This window comes from Microbacterium azadirachtae, assembly GCF_000956505.1.
In the GTDB taxonomy this organism is placed as follows: domain Bacteria; phylum Actinomycetota; class Actinomycetes; order Actinomycetales; family Microbacteriaceae; genus Microbacterium; species Microbacterium azadirachtae_A.
Genome location: NZ_JYIX01000029.1, coordinates 30844 through 52754 on the forward strand (window position 1 = coordinate 30844; position 21911 = coordinate 52754).

Here is a 21911-nt window from a genome sequence, read left to right on the forward strand (position 1 = left end):
ACTTCGGGTTCGGGTCGTGCTCACCGGATCCGATAGGGCTGGTCCTTGCCCCGCTCATCCGGTAGACGCACGCTAGCATGAAAACCGGCACAAGTGTAGGTTTTTGTTCCGGAGGCCCCTTCCTCCTCCGATCCGGACCGTGCAGAACCCCGCACGACGCCCGCCGACGCATACGATGGGACACCGATGACGACCGAACGCGGATACACGACGGGCCGCGCCCGGCGGGAGCGGATCATCGCGGCTGCGACCGCGCTCTTCGGACGCGTCGGCTTCAACAGCGCCACCATGCTCGAGATCGCGCAGGTCTGCGAGATCTCCCGTGCCGGCCTCGCCCACCACTTCCCCACGAAGGAATCGCTCATGGAGGCGGTGCTGGAGACGAGGGACCTCGAGGATCGCGAGCGGTTCCGGCGCAATGGCTCGCAGGGTCAGGACGGCATCGGGATCCTGCGCGGCATGGTCGATCTCGCCCGGCACAACACCGAGGTGGGCGGCATCATCGCCCTGTACGCCGTGCTGTCCGCCGAGGCGGCCGACCCCTCGCATCCCGCGCACGACTACTTCGTCCGTCGCTATCAGCGGATCCGCTCCGGCACGGCGAAGGCCCTGCGGGACGCACGCGCGGCAGGCCACCTCGCCTCGCACGTCGACGAGGACCGCGCCGCCGCCGAGCTCACCGCGCTCATGGACGGTCTGCAACTGCAGTGGCTGCTGGATCCGACCTCCGTCGACATGGCCGAGACCGTGCGCCGCCGCATCGAGGAACTGCTCGTGGTGCCTCTCGACGTGGTGCCTCTCGACGTGGCGCCGGTCTCCAGCAGCGAGACTCCCGTTTCCGCGTGAGACACCACTCCTGGCGTGGTGCTTCGCGCTCGAAGTGATGTCTCGCGGTCCGTGCCGGCCGTCGCCCGACCTCAGCTCCAGACGAACCGGAACGTTCCGAACAGCACCGCGGCGGCGATCGACAGCGCCATGATCGCCGCGCCTCCGGCCAGCGCGATCGCATCGCGCCCCGACAGCCGGGACGGGCGCGACCAGGTGCGCGGGATGTCGGATCCGAATCCGCGCGCCTCCATCGCGAGAGCGAGCTTGGTGCCGCGTCGCACGGCGAACACGAGCAGCACGAACGACATCGTGAAGAAGCGTCGCAACGCGCCGCGGTCGCCCACCCCGCGCGCCCGGCGGGCGAGCGACATCGTGCGCCAGTCGTCCAGGAACAGCCCGAGCATCCGGGTGCCCGCCAGCACGCCCAGTACGAAGCGGCTGGGCAGGTGCGCGACCTGGGCGAGGGCGTCGGCGAGCTCGGTCGGATCCGTGCGGGCGAACAGCAGGATCGTCGGCAGCCCCAGCGCCACGACGCGGATCGACACGGCGATCGCGAGCTGGATCGATGCCTCGCTGATGTGCGCGAACCCGAAACTGAAGAACACCTGCCCGCCCGGCGCCGCGTAGAGCAGCATGCTCACGCCGGCCACCGGCGCGATCACGAGCAGCAGCGCGAGCCGGCGCAGCACGGTGCCGAGCCGGAGTCCGGTGAGCGGGATGCACAGCAGCTGCAGCCCGATCGCGACGAGCCCGCTCGTGACGTCGATCGATGCGAACAGCGGCACCGAAAGCAGCAGCGCCAGCAGGATCCGGGTGACCGGGTTGACCCCGTCGATCCATACCGCGCCCGCTTTCGAAGCGCCCGAATGGCTGCGTTCGGCCGACAGATCGAGCGTTTTGCGCGCTTCGAAACCCGTGCTCATGCGGTCAGCTCGATCCGGTGGCCGCCGAGGTGACGGATCACGTCGGCGTCGTGCGTGACGGCGACGACGGCCGTGCCGCGGGCGATCTCCTCCTGCAGCAGGCTCACGATGCCGATCCAGCCGCGGCGATCCTGCCCGAAGGTAGGCTCGTCGAGCACGATCACCGCGGGCGCGGCGGCGAGCACGGTCGCGACCGAGAGCCGGCGCTTCTGCCCTCCCGACAGCGTGAAGGGGTTCGCGGCGGCGAGCGCGGTCAGCCCGAGCCGCTCCAGCAGGGCGTCCACGACGGCGTCGATCCGGTCCTTGTCCCAGCCGAGCGCGCGCGGCCCGACCGCGAGCTCGTCGCGCACGGTCTGCGTGAGGAACTGGTGCTCGGGATCCTGGAAGACCATCCCGATACGGGTGAGCAGCTCTCGCGACGTCCAGCGGATCGGAGCCCGGCCGCGTCGCCCCCGGAGACTCTCCGCCGCCTGAACGGTGCCGTCGAGCGCGTCGAGGAGCCCCGCGAGCGTGAGCGCGAGCGTGGACTTGCCCGCGCCGTTCGGACCGACGATCAGCGTCGCCTCGCCATCCGGCACCGCGAGGTCGAGCCCGCGCTGCACGGCATGACGGCGATCCCTGGTGACGGCAAGAGCGCGGGCCGCGAGGATCGCATCGGCGGGGTCCACTGCCGGACGCACCGGCAGCACCGGAAGTCCCACCGGATGCCCCGGCACCCACACGCCTGCTTCCGCGAGGGCGTCGCCGTGCACCAGGAACACCTCGTCCGGGGGGCCGTCGGCGAGGAGGCCGCCGTCCGCGCCGACGACGATCACCCGGGTCATCAGATCCGCCCACACCGCAGTGCGGTGCTCGATGACCACGAGCGTGGCTCCGGTCGCGGCCACGACGCGCTCGACGCTCGCGCGGATCTCCTGCACGCCGTCGGGGTCGAGGTTGGCCGTCGGCTCATCCAGCAGCAGCAGCCCCGGTTGCATGGCGAGAGCCCCGGCGAGCGCAAGCCGCTGCTTCTGACCGCCCGAGAGCGCCGCCGTGGGACGGTCCAGCGGCACGTCGAGGCCGACGGCGCCGAGCGCCTCGGCGACGCACGCGGGAATGTCCTCCGCGGGCACGCCGAGGTTCTCGCAGCCGAAGGCGACGTCGTCGCCGACCCTGCTCAGCACGACGCCGGCGTCCGGATCCTGCAGGACCAGACCGATCCTGCCCCGCTGGCTCTCCGGATCGGATCCGTCGACCTGCAGGGATCCGCGGCTCTCACCCTCGTCGGCGTCGCCGAGCAGCCCCGCCATGCCGGTCAGGAGGGTCGACTTCCCGGCCCCGGACGCACCGAGCAGGAGCACCCGCTCCCCCGGCTCGATCGTGAACGTCACGTCGCTGACCGCGGGCAGGCGGCGGCCGGCGTAACGCCAGCCCCACCCGTCCGCGACGACGCGCGCGGCACCCGCGGTCATGTCAGACCTCGCGGCGGAGCTCGCGTCCGGCGGCGAAGCGGCTGAGAGCGCCGGTCGCGGCGAGGGCGCGCACGAGCAGCCAGCCGAGGACTCCGGCCAGCAGGGCACCCGAGACGACGAGGGCGCCGAGGTAGATCGCATTGAACTCGGCGGACTTCAGGATGTTCGGCGAGCTGCCGTAGAACAGCTCGAAGAGCCAGGCGCCCGCGGCCGCGGCGATGCCGGCGAGGGCGGCGATCGGGAGCGAGAACCGGCGGTACAGGAAGATCGCGAAGATCAGCTCGGCCCCGAGGCCCTGCGCGATGCCCTCGAGCACCGTGGAAACGCCCCAGATGTTGCCGATCAGCATCGACACGATCGCCGCCACGACCTCGACGACGAGCGCGGCGCCGGGCTTGCGGATCACGAGCCCGCCGACCACGCCGCCGAGCAGCCAGATCCCGACGGCGATGCCGCCGAGACCAGGGGTGAGGCCGTCGGCCGCGGTGAACCAGGCGTAGCCGATCGTGTTCCAGACCCAGAAGACCAGGCCGATCGCGACGCCGAGCACGGCGGCCACGACGATGTCGACGACGCGCCAGTTCAGGCGACGTGCGACCGCCCCGCTGCTGTTCACGTTCTGTGCGGTTGCAGATGCATGCATGAGAAATGCTCCTCCCTGCGCCGGCATGATCCGGATCAGGTTCGACGGTCGAAGCGCGATTCGCTCCCTCTCAGCCCGGCTCGCCGGACTCCCGTGGTGATCCGCCCATCCTAGCCCCGCCGGGGCGCACCGGCGACCGCCTCGTCACACGGCGTGACGCGAGAACGCCCGCGATACCCGCCGTTGACAGGGCCGCCAGATACGGTAGGGGGGTGAACAATGACGACGGTCCGGGGGCCGCCCAGGTCGATCCGGAGATCGCCGACGCCGACGCACCCGCTGCCGACGCCTCCCGCGCGGCCATCGACGAGGCCGCACCGGAACCCGCAGCGCTGTTCCCCGACGCACCGGAGCCGACCGAACCCGCGCCGTTGTTCCCCCCGCGCGAGGCCCCTGTGGCTGAGCCGCTGTTCCCCGCGCCGGACGCCCCCACCTCTGCACCGCTTTTCGGAGGCACGACGGACCCGGACCCGTCGGCATCGGTCGTCGACAAGGATCGGACGATCGAGAGTGCGACGGCGGCGTCCGAGGGCCTCACCACCGGCGAAGCCTCGATGACCTCCGCGACTCCTGCCGCCGGACCGGCCCCGACGGCCTCCCAGACGTCTGCCATCGGCGAGGCCCCAGCGATCTCGGCGACGGATCCGGCCCCGGTCGAGCCGTCGGACACTCCGACAGACACCGCCCCCGTCGTGGCCGCTGCGCCTGCCTCTGCCCCTGTTGCAACCCCCGCTTCCGGTCCCGCCACCAGGGCGCGCACGACCCGGCCGCTGCCCTCGGCATCGCTCGTCCGAGGCCCCGACCGCACCCCGACCGCCGCGCTCGCCTGGGTGGACGTGGCCCGGGTCGGCGCCGGCAATGCGGCCGCTGCTGCGGCGTCGTCCCGTGCGCTGCTGGACGATGCCCCGCACCGCACCCTCGCCCGGCCAGGAGTGCTGCTGCCGCTGGGCGGGGTGCTCGCCGTCGTCATCGCGTACGGTGCCGCGACCACGCTCTGGCCGCTCAATGCCGTGCAGCCCGTCGCAGCCCCCGTCGCCTTCCAGCCTGCGGCCGCCCCTGCCGCCGCTGCGGCATGGCCCGCCATCGGCAGTGCCGCCGTGGGCGTCGCCGGCATCGGCACCGTCGCCTCGGCGGAGCAGCACGCTCCGATGGCGAGCATCACGAAGCTCGTGACGGTGCTCGCCTCACTCGACAAGATGCCACTCAAGGCCGGCGAGCAGGGTCCGTCCTTCGCGTTCACGCAGGCCGACAGCGACGACTACTGGGACTACCTCCGTCAGGATCAGTCCGCGCTCGACGTCCCGGTGGGCGGATCCCTCACGCAGTACCAGTTGTACGAGGGGATCCTGCTCGGTTCGGCGAACAACTACGCCGACCGTCTCGCCCGCGAGGTGTGGGGCTCGGACGAGAACTATGCGGCCGCCGCGAATCAGTGGCTGAGCCAGCACGACCTCGCCGACATCACCGTCGTGACGCCCTCCGGCTTCGACTTCGGCAACGTCTCGACCCCCCGTGCGCTCATCCAGCTCGGAGAGATCGCCGAGAAGAACCCCGTGATCGCCGGGATCGTGAAGCAGAAGAGCGTCGAGCTGCCCGGCGCCGGTGTCGTCAAGAACACCAACGGCCTCATCGACGACGCCGGCATCGTGGGCATCAAGACCGGCACGATCGGCGACGGCGCCGACACCCGGTACAACCTGCTCTCGGCCAAGGACGTCACGGATGGGGACGCCACCGTGCGGATCTACGTCGCCGCGCTCGGTCAGGACAGCGACGCGGGTCGGGTCGATGCCTCGCGTGCTCTGTACGCAGGTCTCGAAGCAGCCCTGAAGGACCAGCCGCAGACGGTGGACAAGGGCGCGACGCTCGGCACGGTCGACACGGCGTGGGGTGAGACCACCCAGGTGGTGGCCGCCGACAGCGCTCGAGTCGTGCTGTGGAACGGCGCCTCCGCGACGGCGACCACCAAGTTCTCGCTCGGGAACGACTGGAAGGCCGGCGAGAAGGCGGGCACGCTCAGCCTCAAGGGCCCGCTGGACTCCGCCTCGGTGCCCCTGGAGCTGCGCACCGCCCTGCACGGCCCGAGCTTCTGGTGGCGCCTCACGCACCCCCTCGAGCTGTTCGGCCTGACGAAGTAGGACCGGATCCGGCCGCACCGGCTCCGTTCAGGTCGCACTTTCCCCGCTCAGGTCGCACTTTCTGCCGCTATTGCCGCCCCGGAAGAGCAAATATCGCGACCTGAACGACGCCGCAAGGCGCCGAGTACGCCGGCCACACCCGGCCACGCCACGAGAAAGCGCCGTCGCCCTGCGAACAGGACGACGGCGCTCACGTCGGTGCGGACCGGGTCAGACCCTGTCGTCCTCGATCTCCCATGAGGAGCTCTCCGGCGACTCGGCCGACTCGATGACGCGTTCGGCGACGGCGACCGGGGCGGTCCCCGCACCGATCGCGGCGGCGGCACCGGCCTCGACCTCGGACGCGACGGATCCGTCCACCGGGACCGTGACGGTCCCGGTGACGAGCGCCTCGTCCGCGTCGGTGTCGCTCGCGGCCTGCTCGAACTGCGACTGGTACAGCCGCCAGTACGCGCCCTGCGCGGCGATGAGTTCCTCGTGATTGCCCTTCTCCACGATGTCGCCGTGCTCCATCACGAGGATGAGGTCGGCGTCGCGGATCGTGGACAGGCGGTGCGCGATCACGAACGATGTGCGTCCGTGCCGCAGGGCCGCCATCGCGTGCTGCAGCAGCAGCTCGGTGCGGGTGTCGACGGCCGACGTGGCCTCGTCCAGGATGAGGATCGACGGCTGGGCGACGAACGCGCGCGCGATCGTGATCAGCTGGCGTTCACCGGCCGACACGTTCGAGGCGTCCTCGTCGAGCTTCGTCTCGTAGCCCTCGGGGAGAGCGTGCACGAAGCGGTCGACGTACGTCGCCTTGGCGGCGTCGATGACCTCGTCATCCGTCGCGGTCGAACGGCCGTAGCGGATGTTCTCCCGGATCGTGCCCGCGAACAGCCACGGATCCTGCAGCACCATGCCCGTGCGCGCGCGCAGGTCGGAACGCTCCATCTGGGCGATGTCCTGCCCGTCGAGAAGGATCCGCCCGCCGCTCAGCTCGTAGAACCGCATGATGAGGTTGACCAGTGTGGTCTTGCCCGCACCGGTCGGGCCGACGATCGCGACCGTCTGGCCTGGCTCCACGCGGAACGACAGATCCGTGATGAGCGGGCGGTCCTCCGTGTAGGAGAACGCGACGTGCTCGAACTCGATGACGCCGTTGCCGTCGGTGACGGTGGGTGCGTCCTCGGCATCCGGATCCTGCTCCTCCGCGTCCAGCAGCTCGAACACGCGCTCGGCCGAGGCGGTGCCGGACTGCACGACCGCCGCCATTCCGCCCAGCTCGCTGAGCGGCTGGGTGAATTGCTGGGAGTACTGGATGAACGCCTGCACGTCTCCGAGGCGGAGCTGGCCGCTCGCGACCATGAGGCCGCCCAGCACGGCGAGGCCGACGTAGGTGAGGCTGCCGATGAAGGTCATGGCCGGCATCATCAGCCCGGACAGGAACTGGGCCTTGAACGCGGCCTGGTAGAGCTCCTCGTTCTCGACCTGGAACTTGTCCAGAGCGTCCTTCTCGCGACCGAAGACCTTGACCAGCGCGTGGCCGGAGAAGGCCTCCTCGACGCGTGCGTTCAGACGGCCGACCTTCTTCCACTGGATCCCGAACGCCTTCTGCGAACGCGGTCCGATGACGCCGAAGATCACGGCCATGAGCGGCAGCGCCACGAGGGCGACGAGAGCCAGTTGCCACGAGATCGAGAACATCATGACCAGCACGCCGACCACGGTGAGCACCGAGGTGAGAGCGCCCGACAGCGATTGCTGCATGGTCTGCGTGATGTTGTCGATGTCGTTCGTGACGCGGGAGATCAGCTCTCCGCGCTGCACCTTGTCGAAGTACGACAGCGGCAGGCGGTTGATCTTCGCCTCGACGTCCTCACGCAGGCGCCACATCGTGCGCACCATGATGACGTTGATGACGTAGCCCTGGATCCAGCTCAGCAGCGCGGATCCGACGTAGATCGCGAGCACCGCGGTGATCACCCAGCGCAGCTGCCCGAAGTCGATCCCGTCGCCGACCTTGAACGGCGCGAACGCGGCCACCATGTCGGCGAACTGGTTCTGGTTCGCCGCGCGCAGCTGCTCGACGACCTGTGCCTGCGTGGTGTCCTTCGGGAACCCGGGGAAGCCGTTCTGCCCCTTGCCCAGAGCGAGCGAGGTGAATCCCTCGTAGATGATGTTCGTCGCGTTGCCGAGCACCTTCGGCGCGGCCACGGCGAGCACGACGCCGAGCGCCCCGAAGATCGAGACCAGCACGAACCACACGGCGCTGGGCTTGAGCAGCCCGATCATGCGCTTGAAGCTCGGGCCGAACTGGCTCGCCTTGCCGGGAGCGGGGCCGTCGAACATCCCACCGCCCTGCTGGCGCGCCTTCTCGGCCTGCTCGGCCTCCTCCTTCTCGGCGTCGGTCATCTCGACGGTCGCCGACGCGCCGGCGTACTTCGCCCGGCGGGCCTGGATGCGCTCTGCGCGTGCGGCCTTCTTGTCCACGTTGTCGCTCATGCGTCCACCCCCAGCTGCGACTCGACGATCTCTCTATAGGTGTCGCTCGTCTCCAGCAGCTGCTCGTGCGTGCCGACGGCGACCATGGTGCCGCCCTCGAGGACGACGATGCGGTCGGCGTCGGTGATGGTCGAGACGCGCTGCGCGACGACGATCTTGGTCACGTGCGGCAGTTCCCGCCACAGCGCCTGGCGCAGCCGGGCGTCGGTGGTGAGGTCGAGCGCCGAGAACGAGTCGTCGAAGACGAGGATCTCGGGCTGGTGGAGGATCGCACGGGCGATCGCGAGCCGCTGGCGCTGGCCGCCGGACACGTTCGTCCCGCCCTGCGCGATGCTGGAGTCCAGCCCGTCGGGCATCTCCGACACGAAGTCCCTCGCCTGCGCGATGTCGAGCGCGGCCCACAGCTCCTCGTCGGTGGCCTCCTCGCGCCCGTAGCGCAGGTTGGAGGCGATCGTTCCGCTGAACAGGAACGGACGCTGCGGCACGAGTCCGATGCTCTTCCAGAGCACATCGACATCGGCCTGGCGCACGTCCGTGCCGCCGACGGAGGCGGAGCCGCCCGTGACGTCGAACAGTCGGGGGATGAGCGAGATCAGGGTCGTCTTGCCCGCGCCGGTGGATCCGACGATCGCGACGGTCTCGCCGGGCTCCGCCGCGAAGCTGATCCCGTGCAGCACCGGCGACTCGGCGCCGGGGTACGTGAAGGAGACGTCGTCGAAGGCCACGGATCCCGGGATCGGGAAGGTCTTAACGCCGTTCTCCGGGCGGGTCATGCTCTGCTCGGCGTCCAGCACCTCGCCGACGCGCTCGGCGGAGACCGCGGCGCGCGGGATCATCATGGCCATGAAGCTGGACATGATGATGCCCATCATGATCTGACCGATGTACTGCATGAATGCGAACAGCGTGCCGACCTCGACCGTGCCGTTGTTCACCTCGATGCCGCCGAACCAGATCACGCCCACGATGGTGACGTTCAGGATCAGCATGAACAGCGGGAAGAGCAGGACGAAGAGCGAACCGACGTTGCGGCCGACGACCATGATGTCGGTGTTGGCGCCGCGGAAGCGCTCCTCCTCGATGCGCTCGCGCACGAACGCGCGCACCACGCGGACGCCGGTGAGCTGCTCGCGCATGATGCGGTTGACGTTGTCGAGCTTGCCCTGGTAGCTGCGGAACAGCGGGACCATGCGGCCGATGATGATGCCGGCGACGATGAGCAGCGCTGGCACCGAGACGGCGATGAGCCAGCTCAGACCCAGGTTGGTCTGCAGCGCCATGATGATGCCGCCGATCGCGAGCAGCGGGGCGGTGATGAACATCGTCGAGCCCATCATCGCCAGCATCTGCACCTGCTGCACGTCATTCGTGTTGCGGGTGATCAGCGAGCCGGCGCCGAACTGCGAGACCTCGCGCTCGGAGAAGCCGCTCACGCGGGCGAACACGTCGGCGCGGATGTCGCGGCCGAGGCTCATCGCCGCGCGCGCAGCGAAGTAGGTCGCGATGACGGAGGCGATGATCTGGCCGAGCGAGACCGCGAGCATGAGCCCGCCGTGCGACCAGATGTAGGCGGTGTCGGCGTTGGCGACGCCCTTGTCGATGATGTCTGCGTTGAGGCGCGGCAGGTAGAGCGCGGCGAAGGCGCTGCCGAACTGGAACACCAGGACGCCGAGCAGCAGCCACTTATAACGCTTCAGATAGCGGAAGAGGATCTTTCCGAGCACAGGCGGACTTTCCTTGTGGGAGCGGACTTCCCGAGGGGAAGCGGAAGAAGTCGAGAATCGACCACGAATCACCCTGCCACGCGGCACCGACATTCACATCCCCCTTGAGGAGGATCGGCTCAGATCTTCGCTGAGGGCGAAACGAATCCCTGCTCGCGCCGAGATTTGCGGATCCGGTTAAGAAACCGGGACACCCTGCGGAAGGTTCGCTACGCCCAGAGCGGAACCGGCGGCACGTAGTCGCGCGCCTCGGCGGAGGCATCAGGCGCGAGGTCTGCGAGGGTCTGCGGATCCCAGTGCGGATCGCGGTCCTTGTCCACGAGCTGCGCGCGGATCCCCTCCACGAGGTCAGGGTGGTTGTGCACGAACCAGAGCACCCGGCGGTACTCCCCCGCCAGGGCGTCGCGCACGGAGTCCATCCCCCGGGCCTCGCGCACGGCGTCGAGCGTGACCACGAGCGCCGTCGGGGCCAGCGACTCGAGCAGGTCGGCGGTGTCCGCCGGCGTGGGCTCGGGGCCGGCTCCGTCGGCGATCTCCGGGGCCGGGTTCGCGCGCAGACGGGCCGCGATCTCCGGCACGGTGTCGGCGGAGAAGGCCTCGTCGATCCAGCCCTGCTGCGCGGACAGCGGCGAAGGATCCGGCGTCTCGTCGAAGAGCATGACGATCTCGCTCGGCCCGGTCGGATCCGCCCGGTGCGCGAGCGCGTCGCGCAGCGCCTCGAGACGCTCGGACGGGACGTAGAAGTCGGCGAACCCGGCGTAGAGCGCATCGGATCCGTTCATGGTCCCCGCAGTGAGCGCCAGGAACTCGCCCAGGCGACCGGGCGCGTGGCCGAGCAGCCACGTGCCGCCGACATCCGGCGTGAAGCCGATCTTCACCTCGGGCATCGCGAGCTGCGAGCGCTCCGTGACCACGCGGATCGCGGCATGCCCCGCGACGCCGATGCCGCCGCCCATCGTGATGCCGTCGGCGATCGCGACGACGGTCTTGGGGTACTCCGCGATCGCGGCGTTCATCGCGTACTCCTCACGGAAGAACTCCACCGTGTCCGCGCTGCGTCCCGCGGTGATCTGCCGGTGCAGCTCGCGCACGTCGCCGCCCGCGCACAGGCCGCGGTCCCCCGCACCGTCGATGTAGACGATCTCGATGTCGCTGTCGTCGCGCCAGGTGTCGAGGGCCGCATGCACCGCGCCGATCATCCCGACGTTCAGCGCGTTGAGCGCCCTCGGGCGGTTCAGCGTGATCCAGCCCAGCGCCCCCTCGGTGCGCACGAGCACCTCGGCGTCTGCGGCGGCGGATCCCTGGGCGTCTTCGACGATGCTCACGGATGCCACGTTACCCCGCGCGGTGCTCCCCCCGAGCCGTCGGCGGCCGGAGGGACGCAGCGCGCATCCGCCTTCGCGCCGAGCACGCGAAGGCCCTCGCATTGCGCGGAATGCCCCGGATCAACGAGCATTTTCAGGTCGCATCCGACAAGATAGAGGGGTACTGCTGTATCTATGAGAGGCCGCGGATGACCGACGGACAAGTGCTCGAGTTCTCGCATGCGACGAAGCGCTTCGGCGTTCTCACCGCTGTCGACGACCTCTCCGCCCGTATCGAGCCGGGGGCGGTGACCGCGTTCCTCGGGCCGAACGGCGCCGGCAAGACGACGTCGCTGCGGATGATGCTCGGCCAGATCCGCCCGACCTCGGGCACCGCGACCATCGGCGGCGTCGCGCACGCCGAGCTGCGCCACCCGCTGCGCACCGTCGGATCCGTGCTCGAGGAGGCCGTCTACCGGCCCCGCCGCACGGCCCCGCGCCAGCTGTCGATCGCCGCGAAGGCGAACGGGATCCCGCTCTCCCGCGTGGACGAGGTGCTCGCCCTCGTGGGCCTGCAGAACGAGACCGAGACGCGCATCGGCGCTTACTCGCTCGGCATGCGGCAGCGCCTCAGCGTCGCCGGCGCCCTGCTCGGCGACCCCGGAGCGCTCGTGCTCGACGAGCCCGCGAACGGCCTCGATCCCGAGGGCATCCGCTGGATGCGCCTGCTCATGCGCCGCCTCGCCGACGAGGGCCGCACGGTGCTGGTCTCGTCGCACGTGCTGAGCGAGATCGAGCAGATCGCCGACAACGTGCTGGTGCTCTCCAAGGGCCGCCTGGTCTATGCGGACAGCATCGGCAAGCTCTCGGATCCGACCACCGGATCGGTCGTCGTCGACGCCGACGACCGCACGGCCCTCGCCACCGCCCTGCAGAACGCCGGACTGACCTTCGACGTGCTGCGGTCTGGCCTGACCGTGCACAACACCGACGCTGCGGCGGTCGGCGCCGTCGCCGCCTCCGCGGGGCTCGCGCTCACCACGCTGCTGCAGCGCGGACCGAGCCTGGAGGAGGTCTTCCTCGACCTCGTGCACGGCCGTCGCGACCCCCTCACGGGCTCGATCCCGGTCGTCGGCGCTCCCGCGGTCGCCGCTGCGGAGCCTGAGGCCGGCGCTGAGCCGGGTGCGACGGAGGGCGGGACTTCGGGCGAGGGCGCTCCGGCCGACGCCGAGCACGTTCCGACCGCGGGCCTCTTCGGCGCCGCAGCAGCGGTGCCGGTCGTGGCCGCCGCGAGCGCCGGCGTGGCCGGCCTCTTCGGCGCCGCGGCGGAAGCAGCCCCGGCCGAGGGCACCGTCGCGATTCCGACCACGCGCCGCGAAGCCGCCGAGTTCGCCGCCGCGCAGTCCGCCACGGACGAGTCCGAGGGCGCTACCAGCGCGGAGGACTCATCGACCGAGGGATCCGGATCCGCGGACGATTCCGAGTCGGAGGACGCCGAGGGTTCGCCCGAGGACGCTGAGGTCGCCGACGGCACTGACGCTGGCGCGGATGGCGCTGCCGAGGGCCAGGATGGGGACGCTTCCGGCGACGAGGCTGAGGCCTCCGACGAGGACGTCACCGAAGGAGCGGAATCGTCCGACTCCGACTCCGACTCCGACTCCGACTCCGACTCCGACTCCGACGAGGATGCCTCTGACGAGGACGGATCCGCGGAGGGCACCCCCGGGCTCGACGAGGGCGCGGACGCCGAAGCAGCGGCGGATGACGCCGAGCCGGAGGAGTCCGAGACCGAGCAGTCCCCCGCTGAAGCGACCGAGGCAGAGGCCGGGGACGAGGCGGGGACCGAGGCCGGCGCTGATTCCGGCGACGCGGCGGATTCGGCCGACGAGTCCGATGACTCGTCCGAGGATGCGCACGACGACGGCGCGATCGCCGCGGGGGTCGCGCTGACCGCCCCCATCGTCGCGGACTACACGCCGGGCGAGGCGCACCACGAGGGTGCAGAGGATTCCGAGCACCCCGCCGACGCTGAGGCGCAGGACGCCCCGCTCACCCACGCCGCCGATCGTGAGGCGGATGAGGACGGCGCCGCGCTCGGATCCTTCGAGACCGCCGCCCTGACCATTCCGGACGCGGCGCCGGTGTCGTTCGACGACCTGATCACCGGCGTGCCGTCGGACGCTCAGACCTCGGACGAGGCGAAGGACGTCGCTGCGGAGAACGAGGGCGACGCAGCGGGCGAGGGCGCAGGCCCGCAGGACGAGGGCGCCGAGCACAGCGATGACGACATCGACGACGCCCCCACGGCGGCGACGACCATCATCACGACGCCGGCCGCCGAGGGCGAGTTCGCCACCCCCGAGCCGAGCACCGAGACCACTGAGATCGCCGGTATCGAGATCTTCGCGGCCCTCGCCGACGGACGAACCCAGGAGATCCAGGTCATTCTTGACGAGACGCCCGATGAGGACGACGACCTCGAGGACGTGACGCAGGGCGAGATCCACCAGGACGACGATCCCCGCGCCGCCGCCGTCAGCGCATCGCTCGCCGCGGCCGCACGCGCGTTCTTCACGGACGACGCCCCCTCGTACACACCCGGCCCCAGCGACGAGAACGGCGGCGAGCCCGCCGGGCACGACGCGTCTTCCTCGTCGGACGAGCAGCACGACGAGGAGGCCCCGCAGGAGCAGGGCCAGGACAGCGAGCACCACGAGGGCGACAACCACGGGGAGCACCACGGGCACTGACGCGAGAACGCGTCCGAACGGAGCGGCGATCGTCTGAGGACGGTCGCCGCTCCGGCGTTCAGACGTCGTCGAGCCGGATGCGGACGTCGCCGCGGGGCTCAGCCGGAGCCGCTCCGCGCGGTCAGGCGGGGCGGGGCGAGGGCTTGCGCCTGCGTCCGCGCCCGGGGGTTCCGGAGGGCTCTGCGACGGGGATCGCGCCGGTCGCGGCGATGTCGGTCACCTCGGCGAGCTCGGAGCTCGCATCGAGGCGCAGCGCCTGAGCGAGCGCCAGCCCGTGCCGCGTGGTGAGCACGAGACGCTGGAACTCCGCGCCCTCGAGATCGATCACGACGCTCGGCTTGTGCCGGCGGATGAGCACGAAGTCGTCGCCGTTGGCCGACTTCCAGGTGCCGGCAGCGAGCACGAGGGGCACATGCGTGCCGGGGCTGCCGACTCCGCGCAACCACGTCCAGGCGTCGTCGGTGAGCTGCACCTTGACGATCGCCTCGCGGGCGATGTGCAGGTTGTCGCGGCGGAACGAGACGGCGCGCTCGAGCGGAGAGAGCTCCACCTCGAGGCGGGTCCGATCCAGCAGCAGCGTCACCATCCCCCCAGTCTGCCAGCGCCGCCCCGAATCCGCCCGCGAGGCACCTCACAGGACGGCAACGATCCCGCTGGCGAAGTCCGACAAGTGCGACGGTCGGCGGGGGCGCCGTCGGATGTGCGGTTCGGGGTCGGTTCGAGTGCGGATCGGAGTCGGTTCGGAGTCGGATCGGCGGTCCGTTCGAGGGGCGGTTCGGGGGTCCGTTTGGCGGTCCGTTTGGGGCGCGTCCGCACGTTTTGGGGCGCGTCACGACCCGGATTCTTGGCGGGGTACGCCCCAAAACATCGAAATGCGCCCCAAACGAGGCAAGGAGCAGCCGGGACGGGGCCGGCCCCGGTCGGGGTCTCGTAGGCCCGAACCCGGTCGGGGGGCTCGCAGTTGGGGTTCCCGTCGACGAGCGGCGGCCTGTACCGGGGCGCGGACTTCGGGGCGCGCCTGCGCGTTTTGGGGCGCGTCACGACCCGGATTCCCGGCAGGGGGCGCCCCAAAATGTGAGAGAGCGCCCCAAACCGGCTCCGCCACCGTCGGACGACCTGGATCCGACCATGGTGGGCCCGGGTCCGGCCAGATCTGGCCGGTGGGTCCAGTGCGGATTTGGGGCGTATCCCTCCGTTTTGGGGCGCGTCTCACCCGGGAATCCCGGCGGGGTGCGCCCCAAAACGTGAGAGAGCGCCCCGAATCGGCCGTCAGGCCGTCAGGCCGTCAGGCCGTCAGGCCGTCAGGCCGTCGCGCGGGCCGCGGCCTCGGCGGCGGCGGGCAGCGCCGCCTCGATCGCCGTGAGCTCGGCGTCTCCGTGGGCGGCCGTGAGGAACCAGGCCTCGAACACGCTCGGCGGCAGCGCCACGCCCTGCTCGCGCATCGCGTGGAAGAACGGGGCGTACCGGAACACCTGCTGCGCCTGCGCCGCGGCGTAGTCGCGCGGGGCCTCCGACGCGAAGACCACGCCGAACAGGTTGCCCGCGCGCGGCACCGCGTGCGCGACCCCGGCATCCGCCAGCGCCTGGTCGAGAGCGTCCGACAGCCGGGCGGCCGCGGCGTCGATCCGCGCGTACACCTCGGGCGTCGCGAGGCGCAGGGTCGCCAGGCCCGCGGCGACCGAGAGCGGGTTCCCGCTCAGCGTGCCGGCCTGGTAGACCGGCCCGGTCGGCGCCAGCTGGTCCATGACCTCGGCACGGCCGCCGAGCGCGGCGAGCGGCATGCCGCCGCCCACGACCTTGCCGAACGTGATGATGTCGGGCAGGTACTCCTCGCCCGCGGCCTGCTGCAGGCCCCAGAATCCGGCCGGGTGCACGCGGAAACCGGTGAGCACCTCGTCGAGGATCATGAGGGCGCCGTGCGCATGCGCGGTCTCGGCGATGAGGCGGTTGAATCCGGGCTGCGGTGCGACCACGCCCATGTTCGCCGCGGAGGCTTCGACGATCACGGCCGCGATCCGGTCGCCGTGCTCGGCGAACACCGCCGCGAGCGCCTCCGGGGAGTTGTAGTCGATGACGAGCGTCTGCGCCGCGATCGGGGCGGGGACGCCCGCGGATCCGGGCAGGGCGAGGGTCGCGACGCCGGAGCCGGCCGCGGCCAGCAGGCCGTCCGAGTGACCGTGGTAGTGCCCGGCGAACTTCACGAGGAGGTCGCGTCCGGTCACGCCGCGGGCGAGCCGGATCGCGGTCATGGTCGCCTCGGTGCCCGTGGAGACCAGCCGCACGCGCTCGACGGGGCGGGCGTCGCCATGCCGCACGCGGTCGGCGATGAGGGTCGCGAGCTCGACCTCACCCTCGGTCGGGGCGCCGAAGGACAGACCATGGGTCGCCGACTCCTGCACGGCCGCGACGACCTCGGGATGCGCGTGCCCGAGCAGGGCGGGACCCCAGGACGCGACGAGGTCGAGGTAGGTCGCGCCGGCCGCATCGGTGACCGTGGCGCCGGAAGCGCTCGCGAGGAACCGCGGCGTGCCGCCGACCGACCCGTAGGCGCGCACGGGCGAGTTCACCCCGCCGGGGATCACGGCACGGGCGGCGTCGAACAGGTCGTCATTGCGGTCGGTCATGGATCCATTCTCCCGGAGGTCGCTGTGCCGTTCCTGCTCGGCGGGTTCGAGCGAATGCGCGTGAAGCCGGCGAGGGAACGGCGCACGCTCGCGAGGGCGCCACGTCTCGTCTCGGTCGGCTTCGCCGTCCGGTTCCGGAGCGAGCGGAGTGAGACGAAGGGCGCTCAACGACCCGGGGAGGAACTCAGCCGCGGGCGAGCCAGCGGGCGGCCTCGGTCGCCCAGTAGGTCAGCACGGTGTCGGCGCCGGCGCGGCGGATCGACAGCAGGGACTCCAGGATCGTGCGCTCGCGATCGAGCCAGCCGTTCTGCGCGGCGGCCTCGATCATCGCGTACTCGCCCGACACCTGATAGGCCCACACGGGCACCCGCACGGCGTCGCGCACTTCGCGCATCACGTCGAGGAACGCCATCGCGGGCTTGACCATGACGACGTCAGCACCCTCGGCCTCGTCCAGGAGCGCCTCGCGCACGCCCTCGCGCCGGTTGCCCGGGTCGAGCTGGTAGGTGCGCCGGTCGCCCTGCAGCTGGGAGTCGACAGCCTCGCGGAACGGGCCGTAGAACGCGCTCGCGTACTTCGCCGCGTAGCCGAGCAGCAGCACGCCCTGGAAGCCCTCCGCGTCGAGCGCATGGCGCACCGCAGCGACCTGGCCGTCCATCATGCCGCTCAGGCCCAGCAGCTGCGACCCGGCACGCGCCTGCGCGAGCGCCATGGCGACGTACCGCTCCAGGGTCGCGTCGTTGTCGACGGATCCATCGGCCGCGAGCACACCGCAGTGGCCGTGGTCGGTGAACTCGTCCAGGCACAGGTCGGTCTGCACGACGAGCGCGTCTCCGACCTCGGCGGCCAGCGCGGCGGTGGCGACGTTGAGGATCCCGTCCGGATCATCCGCACCGGATCCGACGGCGTCGTGCACGGCGGGCACGCCGAAGAGCATGATGCCGGTGACGCCGGCCTCGGCCGCCTCGACGGCGGCACGGCGCAGGGAGTCGAGCGAGTGCTGCACGACGCCGGGCATGGATCCGATCGGCACCGGATCCGTCAGCCCCTCGCGCACGAACGCCGGGAGCACGAGATGGCGCGGAAGCAGGTCCGTCTCCCGTGCCAGCGAGCGCACCGCCACGGACTGCCGCACCCGGCGGGGGCGGATGTCGGGGAAGCCGGCCGAGGCGCCGAGTCCGCCGGTCACGGGGCGAACTCGTCGGCTGCGTGCGGAAGGGTGAACTGCGAGACCGCGTCGATGAGAGCGTCGACGGTCTGCTTGTCGGCGACCACGGTGATCGGAAGACCCGCCTTCTTGGCGTCCTTCGCGGTACGAGGGCCGATCGCTGCGAGCAGCGTGGAGTCGGGGATGTCCGGGAACTGCTCGCGCACCTGCTCCGCGACGGATCCGCTCGTGACGAGGATCGCGTTGATCCGCCCGTTCTGCACGTCGCGCATGATCCGCTCGGTCACCGGCACGCCGACCGTGCGGTAGGCGACCACGCTGGACACGTCGTGGCCGGCCTTGATCAGCGACCTCGTCAACAGCGGCTTGGCGATCTCGCTGCGCAGGGTCAGGATCCGCTTCGGCTCCGGCTCGAGCGCGATGAGCTGCCCGGCCATGCCCTCGGCGGAGTTGTCGTCCTCAGGGACGAGGTCGACGTGGTAGCCGACCGCCGCGAGCGCCGCGGCCGTGGTCTCCCCCACGGCGGCGATCTTCGTGGAGGCGGGGATCTCGGCACGATGCGCGAAGAGCACATCGACCGTGGTCGCGCTCGTGATGGTGAGCCAGTCGAACTCTCCGGCCGAGAGCTTCGCGAGGGCGTCGTCGAGGGCGGCCTGGTCGTTCGTCGGCGCGAAGTTGATCAGGGGGGCCACGACGGGCACCGCCCCCTGCGCGCGCAGGCTCGCGGCGACGCCGTCGCCCCACGGTCCTCCGCGCGGCACGAGCACGCGCCAACCGGTCAACGGCTTGGCCTCTTGCTTCGATTCAGTCATCATCATCGGATTCAGGGGCGCGGAAGGAGGTCAGCCGCCCCACGTTCGAGCAGCCGATGGGCAACAGACAACCCGATCGCGCGTGATGCGCTGATCGGGTCTGCACCATCGGCAGAGTCCGCACCGTTGCCACTGCCGTTGGGATGAATATACTCCTCGCCCGGTGCGCCCGCCTTCACGGAGTCTGGATGCAGCGGCTCCGTGACGTCGATCCCGATCCGCCAGCCGTCGCGCGGGGCGTAGACCACGGCCCGCACGCGCAGGTCCCCGTCGATGATCTCGGCGTGCGCGGCCATCGGCGCCTGGCAGCCGGAGTCGAGGCCCTCCAGCACCGCCCGCTCGGCCGTGACGGCGATGCGGGTGGCCTCGTCGTCGAGGGCGGCGAGCGCGGCGAGCAACTCCGCCGGGGCGTCGGCGGTCGTCTCCACGGCGAGCGCGCCCTGTCCCGGTGCGGTCGGCCACTCGGCGAGTCCGAGCGGCTCCGCCTTCAGCTCTCCGAGCGGGTCGCCGTCGAGTCTGCTGAGTCCGGCGGCGGCGAGGATCACGGCGTCGAGCTCGCCCGATGCGACGCGCTGCAGCCGGGAGTCGACGTTGCCGCGCAGATCCGCCGTGTGCAGGCGCGGGTTGCGGACGTGCACCTGCGCGATGCGGCGAGGGGATCCCGTGCCGATCGCGGATCCGGTCTTCAGTTCGTGCAGCGGCGTGCCGTCGCGGGTGACGGCCACGTCGCGGGCGTCGGCGCGCGCCGGGATCGCGGCGATGACGAGGTCGTCCGGCACCTGCGTGGGCAGGTCCTTCAGGGAGTGCACGAGGATGTCGCACTCGCCCCGTCGCAGCGCATCGCGGAGAGCCGTGGCGAACACGCCCTGCCCGCCGATCTCGCTGAGCGAGGCGCGGTTGGTGTCGCCCTCGCTCGTGATGGGGACGAGCTCGACCCGGCGTCCCGAGACCGCCTCGAGCGCCTTCGCCACATGACCGGACTGAGCCTGGGCCAGAGCGCTGCGGCGGGTGCCGAGGCGGATGACGTCGCCGGCAGCGGTCACTGCAGGACCTCTGGGATCTCCTCGAGGCGCAGGCGGCGCCCGGTGTAGAAGGGCACCTCCTCCTTCACGTAGCGGCGCGCGTCGGTGTAGCGGAGGTCGCGCATGAGGTCCACGAGCTCGGTCGGGTCGTCCGCCTCGAGCGGCAGCAGCCATTCGTAGTCGCCCAGCGCGAAGGCGGCGACGGTGTTGGCGATGACCCCGCGGAAGGCGGCACCCTTGCGGCCGTGCTCGGCGAGCATGCGGCGGCGCTCGTCCTCCTCGATCAGGTACCACTCCGGCGTGCGCACGAACGGGTACAGGCAGAGCCAGTCCTTCGCATCGACGCCGCGCAGGAAGCCGGGCACGTGCGCGCGGTTGAACTCCGCGTCGCGGTGCACGCCCATCACGTTCCAGGTCGGCAGCAGGGTGCGCAGGAGCTCGGTGCGGCGCAGGCGTCGCAGGGCCTTCTGCAGCTCCTCGGGGCTGGGGCCGTGCAGCCACACCATGAGGTCGGCGTCGGCCTTGAGTCCGGAGACGTCGTAGAAGCCGCGGATCGAGATCCCCCCGTCCTCGATGAGACGGACGATGTCCTCCAGCTCGGTCGCGTCGGACTCGACCACGGGAGCGGAGGGGTCGCGGCGCCACACTGCCCACAGGGTGAAACCCTGGGGCGAGGCGTCGGAGTCGGCGGCGAGCACGGGCGTTTCTGCAGCTTCAGCCATGGATCCAGTCTGCCCCCTCCGGCTATGAGGTGCAGACCGCGAGACCGATCCGGGGCTCGCTACGCCCGGATCCGCCGTCACCGCGCTCACCCCGGATGACCGCGAGACTCCAACTGGGCGACGAGACTGCGCATCAGGCACGCAGTCTCGTCGCGGAGTTGGAGTCTCGCGGTCAGGTAGGGAGCCGGCGGTCAGCGGGAGATGCTGCGGGCGACCGCCCAGACAACGCCGCCGACGACCGCCGCGACACCGACGACCGCCGCGATGGCGCCGACCGGGTTGCGGCGCACGAACGAGCGCAGCTTGACCTTGCCTTCGACGGTCGCCTTCTCGAGGCGGCGGGGCACGTTGCCCTTCTCCTCGATCGCGAGCAGCGCCGCCTTCAGCTCGGCACGGGCCGAGGCGACGGGATCGACGATCCCGTTCGGCACCGCCGTGCGCGGGATGTTCACCGGGTCAACGGCCATCGCCGGCCTCCTTCACGATGCGGATGTCGGTGGCCACGGCCTGCGCGGGGTTCTCCCGGCGCAGGACCTTGCGGAACTTCAGGATCCCGAGCAGCGCGAACACGAGCACCGCGAGCAGCAGGATCCCGAACGTGATGATCGCGGAGAGCCACACCGGGAACCACGACGAGAGCCCGGCGATCGCGAACACGAGCACGACCGGCACGGTCCAGAACAGGAAGAACAGCGCGACCAGGAACCAGACGCTGCCGATGCCGGCGTCCTTCGCGGTCCGCGAGATCCAGGTCTTGGCCGCGTCGATCTCGGCCTTGACCAGGGTGCTGACGAGGTCGGGGAGGTCGCCGAGCAGCGTCAGCAGGCTGTCGTCGGCGCGATCCCGGAAATTGCCGGCCATGTCAGGCGCCTGCGGAAGGCTTCTTCGTCGCGGTCTTCGCGCCGGACGCCGTGCGGGGCTTCGCCTTGCCCTCGGCGGCCGCGACAGTCGCCTCCGCCGCCGCGACAGTCTCCTCCGCGGCCTGCTTGACCTCGGCCGCGACGGTCTTGCCGCTCGCGAGGGTGGAGTCCACGCGCTGACCCGGCGTGCCGTCGGACGTCGCGGCCTTGACGATCTTCACCGCACCGGTCCACAGCGCCTGAGGCACGGCGGCAGCCTGGGTCTTCGCGAAGTCCTGCACCTTGTGCACCTGCGCCTGCACCGGATCGAGGTGCCAGACCTTGAGCCACTGCTTCTTGATCTGCTCGTAGCGCTCGCGCCCTGCACGGGTGCCCAGCACGTATCCGACGCCGAGTCCGACGACGAGTCCGATCTTCCCCTTCATGGGGTCTCCTCACGATTGCGGTCTCTGCGGACC

18 protein-coding genes and 1 riboswitch are annotated in these 21911 nt (G+C 71.0%); of the genes, 3 read left to right on the forward strand and 15 right to left on the reverse strand.

Annotated elements, in window-relative coordinates:
* The first annotated feature begins 186 nt into the window (after positions 1-186).
* Positions 187-846 (forward strand): TetR/AcrR family transcriptional regulator, encoded by a 660-nt coding sequence (locus RS86_RS05080; RefSeq protein WP_045271139.1) that lies wholly within the window; start codon positions 187-189, stop codon positions 844-846.
* A 71-nt stretch (positions 847-917) separates the two neighbouring features.
* On the opposite strand, the gene RS86_RS05085 is transcribed toward RS86_RS05080, so the two are convergent.
* From RS86_RS05085 to RS86_RS05095, 3 genes are all read right to left on the reverse strand, one after another.
* Positions 918-1751, reverse strand: a complete 834-nt coding sequence (locus tag RS86_RS05085; RefSeq protein ID WP_152642077.1) for an energy-coupling factor transporter transmembrane component T family protein — start codon at positions 1749-1751, stop codon at positions 918-920.
* Positions 1748-3202 (reverse strand): ABC transporter ATP-binding protein, encoded by a 1455-nt coding sequence (locus tag RS86_RS05090; protein WP_082076579.1) that lies wholly within the window; start codon positions 3200-3202, stop codon positions 1748-1750. Before RS86_RS05090 ends, RS86_RS05085 begins: the two co-directional genes overlap by 4 nt.
* Before the next feature lies 1 nt (position 3203).
* Positions 3204-3845, reverse strand: coding sequence for an ECF transporter S component (locus RS86_RS05095; protein WP_045271140.1), 642 nt, complete (start codon positions 3843-3845; stop codon positions 3204-3206).
* A riboswitch (TPP riboswitch) is annotated at positions 3841-3950 on the reverse strand. It overlaps the preceding gene by 5 nt.
* A gap of 107 nt (positions 3951-4057) precedes the next feature.
* Here RS86_RS05095 and RS86_RS19800 point away from each other — a divergent pair.
* Positions 4058-5983 (forward strand): hypothetical protein, encoded by a 1926-nt coding sequence (locus tag RS86_RS19800; RefSeq protein ID WP_052680085.1) that lies wholly within the window; start codon positions 4058-4060, stop codon positions 5981-5983.
* A 210-nt stretch (positions 5984-6193) separates the two neighbouring features.
* On the opposite strand, the gene RS86_RS05105 is transcribed toward RS86_RS19800, so the two are convergent.
* The 3 genes from RS86_RS05105 to RS86_RS05115 all read right to left on the reverse strand — a co-directional run bounded on the left by RS86_RS05105 (position 6194) and on the right by RS86_RS05115 (position 11516).
* The gene (locus RS86_RS05105) at positions 6194-8377 is read right to left on the reverse strand and encodes an ABC transporter ATP-binding protein (RefSeq protein ID WP_045271236.1); all 2184 of its coding nucleotides are present in this window, start codon (positions 8375-8377) and stop codon (positions 6194-6196) included.
* 86 nt (positions 8378-8463) lie between these two features.
* The gene (locus tag RS86_RS05110; RefSeq protein WP_045271141.1) at positions 8464-10191 is read right to left on the reverse strand and encodes an ABC transporter ATP-binding protein; all 1728 of its coding nucleotides are present in this window, start codon (positions 10189-10191) and stop codon (positions 8464-8466) included.
* A 209-nt stretch (positions 10192-10400) separates the two neighbouring features.
* Positions 10401-11516 carry an enoyl-CoA hydratase/isomerase family protein gene (locus tag RS86_RS05115; protein WP_235281624.1) on the reverse strand — a complete coding sequence of 372 codons (1116 nt, stop codon included), beginning with the start codon at positions 11514-11516 and terminating at the stop codon, positions 10401-10403.
* Between the two features lie 188 nt (positions 11517-11704).
* Here RS86_RS05115 and RS86_RS20730 point away from each other — a divergent pair, with 188 nt between their 5' ends.
* A complete protein-coding gene (locus RS86_RS20730) occupies positions 11705-14245 on the forward strand; it encodes an ATP-binding cassette domain-containing protein (protein WP_200892751.1) in 2541 nt (846 codons plus the stop codon).
* Between the two features lie 121 nt (positions 14246-14366).
* On the opposite strand, the gene RS86_RS05125 is transcribed toward RS86_RS20730, so the two are convergent.
* The 9 genes from RS86_RS05125 to RS86_RS05165 all read right to left on the reverse strand — a co-directional run bounded on the left by RS86_RS05125 (position 14367) and on the right by RS86_RS05165 (position 21878).
* Positions 14367-14831, reverse strand: coding sequence for a hypothetical protein (locus RS86_RS05125; protein ID WP_045271142.1), 465 nt, complete (start codon positions 14829-14831; stop codon positions 14367-14369).
* A 715-nt stretch (positions 14832-15546) separates the two neighbouring features.
* On the reverse strand, positions 15547-16869 hold the full coding sequence (gene hemL, locus RS86_RS05130) for a glutamate-1-semialdehyde 2,1-aminomutase (protein ID WP_045271143.1): 1323 nt from the start codon (positions 16867-16869) through the stop codon (positions 15547-15549).
* 184 nt (positions 16870-17053) lie between these two features.
* Positions 17054-18058, reverse strand: a complete 1005-nt coding sequence (gene hemB / locus RS86_RS05135; protein WP_200892752.1) for a porphobilinogen synthase — start codon at positions 18056-18058, stop codon at positions 17054-17056.
* The gene (locus tag RS86_RS05140) at positions 18055-18849 is read right to left on the reverse strand and encodes a uroporphyrinogen-III synthase (RefSeq protein ID WP_374954858.1); all 795 of its coding nucleotides are present in this window, start codon (positions 18847-18849) and stop codon (positions 18055-18057) included. The genes hemB and RS86_RS05140 overlap by 4 nt, the downstream gene beginning before the upstream one ends.
* An 11-nt stretch (positions 18850-18860) precedes the next feature.
* On the reverse strand, positions 18861-19892 hold the full coding sequence (gene hemC, locus RS86_RS05145; protein WP_045271145.1) for a hydroxymethylbilane synthase: 1032 nt from the start codon (positions 19890-19892) through the stop codon (positions 18861-18863).
* The gene (gene hemQ, locus RS86_RS05150) at positions 19889-20593 is read right to left on the reverse strand and encodes a hydrogen peroxide-dependent heme synthase (RefSeq protein ID WP_045271146.1); all 705 of its coding nucleotides are present in this window, start codon (positions 20591-20593) and stop codon (positions 19889-19891) included. Before hemQ ends, hemC begins: the two co-directional genes overlap by 4 nt.
* Positions 20594-20784: 191 nt before the next feature.
* The gene (locus RS86_RS05155; protein WP_045271147.1) at positions 20785-21060 is read right to left on the reverse strand and encodes a hypothetical protein; all 276 of its coding nucleotides are present in this window, start codon (positions 21058-21060) and stop codon (positions 20785-20787) included.
* Positions 21050-21454 (reverse strand): phage holin family protein, encoded by a 405-nt coding sequence (locus RS86_RS05160; protein WP_045271148.1) that lies wholly within the window; start codon positions 21452-21454, stop codon positions 21050-21052. Before RS86_RS05160 ends, RS86_RS05155 begins: the two co-directional genes overlap by 11 nt.
* A gap of 1 nt (position 21455) precedes the next feature.
* Entirely contained in the window at positions 21456-21878 is a 423-nt protein-coding gene (locus RS86_RS05165) for a hypothetical protein (RefSeq protein ID WP_045271149.1), read from the reverse strand.
* Between the last annotated feature and the right edge of the window lie 33 nt (positions 21879-21911).

What these genes read in the sequence shown, in the direction of transcription:
- RS86_RS05080 (WP_045271139.1), top strand. Translation starts at nt 187, where the DNA reads ATGACGACCGAACGCGGATACACGACGGGCCGCGCCCGGCGGGAGCGG.
- RS86_RS05085 (WP_152642077.1), bottom strand. Translation starts at nt 1,751, where the DNA reads ATGAGCACGGGTTTCGAAGCGCGCAAAACGCTCGATCTGTCGGCCGAA.
- RS86_RS05090 (WP_082076579.1), bottom strand. Translation starts at nt 3,202, where the DNA reads ATGACCGCGGGTGCCGCGCGCGTCGTCGCGGACGGGTGGGGCTGGCGT.
- RS86_RS05095 (WP_045271140.1), bottom strand. Translation starts at nt 3,845, where the DNA reads ATGCATGCATCTGCAACCGCACAGAACGTGAACAGCAGCGGGGCGGTC.
- RS86_RS05105 (WP_045271236.1), bottom strand. Translation starts at nt 8,377, where the DNA reads ATGACCGACGCCGAGAAGGAGGAGGCCGAGCAGGCCGAGAAGGCGCGC.
- RS86_RS20730 (WP_200892751.1), top strand. Translation starts at nt 11,705, where the DNA reads ATGACCGACGGACAAGTGCTCGAGTTCTCGCATGCGACGAAGCGCTTC.
- RS86_RS05125 (WP_045271142.1), bottom strand. Translation starts at nt 14,831, where the DNA reads ATGGTGACGCTGCTGCTGGATCGGACCCGCCTCGAGGTGGAGCTCTCT.
- hemL (WP_045271143.1), bottom strand. Translation starts at nt 16,869, where the DNA reads ATGACCGACCGCAATGACGACCTGTTCGACGCCGCCCGTGCCGTGATC.
- RS86_RS05140 (WP_374954858.1), bottom strand. Translation starts at nt 18,849, where the DNA reads ATGACTGAATCGAAGCAAGAGGCCAAGCCGTTGACCGGTTGGCGCGTG.
- hemQ (WP_045271146.1), bottom strand. Translation starts at nt 20,593, where the DNA reads ATGGCTGAAGCTGCAGAAACGCCCGTGCTCGCCGCCGACTCCGACGCC.
- RS86_RS05155 (WP_045271147.1), bottom strand. Translation starts at nt 21,060, where the DNA reads ATGGCCGTTGACCCGGTGAACATCCCGCGCACGGCGGTGCCGAACGGG.
- RS86_RS05160 (WP_045271148.1), bottom strand. Translation starts at nt 21,454, where the DNA reads ATGGCCGGCAATTTCCGGGATCGCGCCGACGACAGCCTGCTGACGCTG.
- RS86_RS05165 (WP_045271149.1), bottom strand. Translation starts at nt 21,878, where the DNA reads ATGAAGGGGAAGATCGGACTCGTCGTCGGACTCGGCGTCGGATACGTG.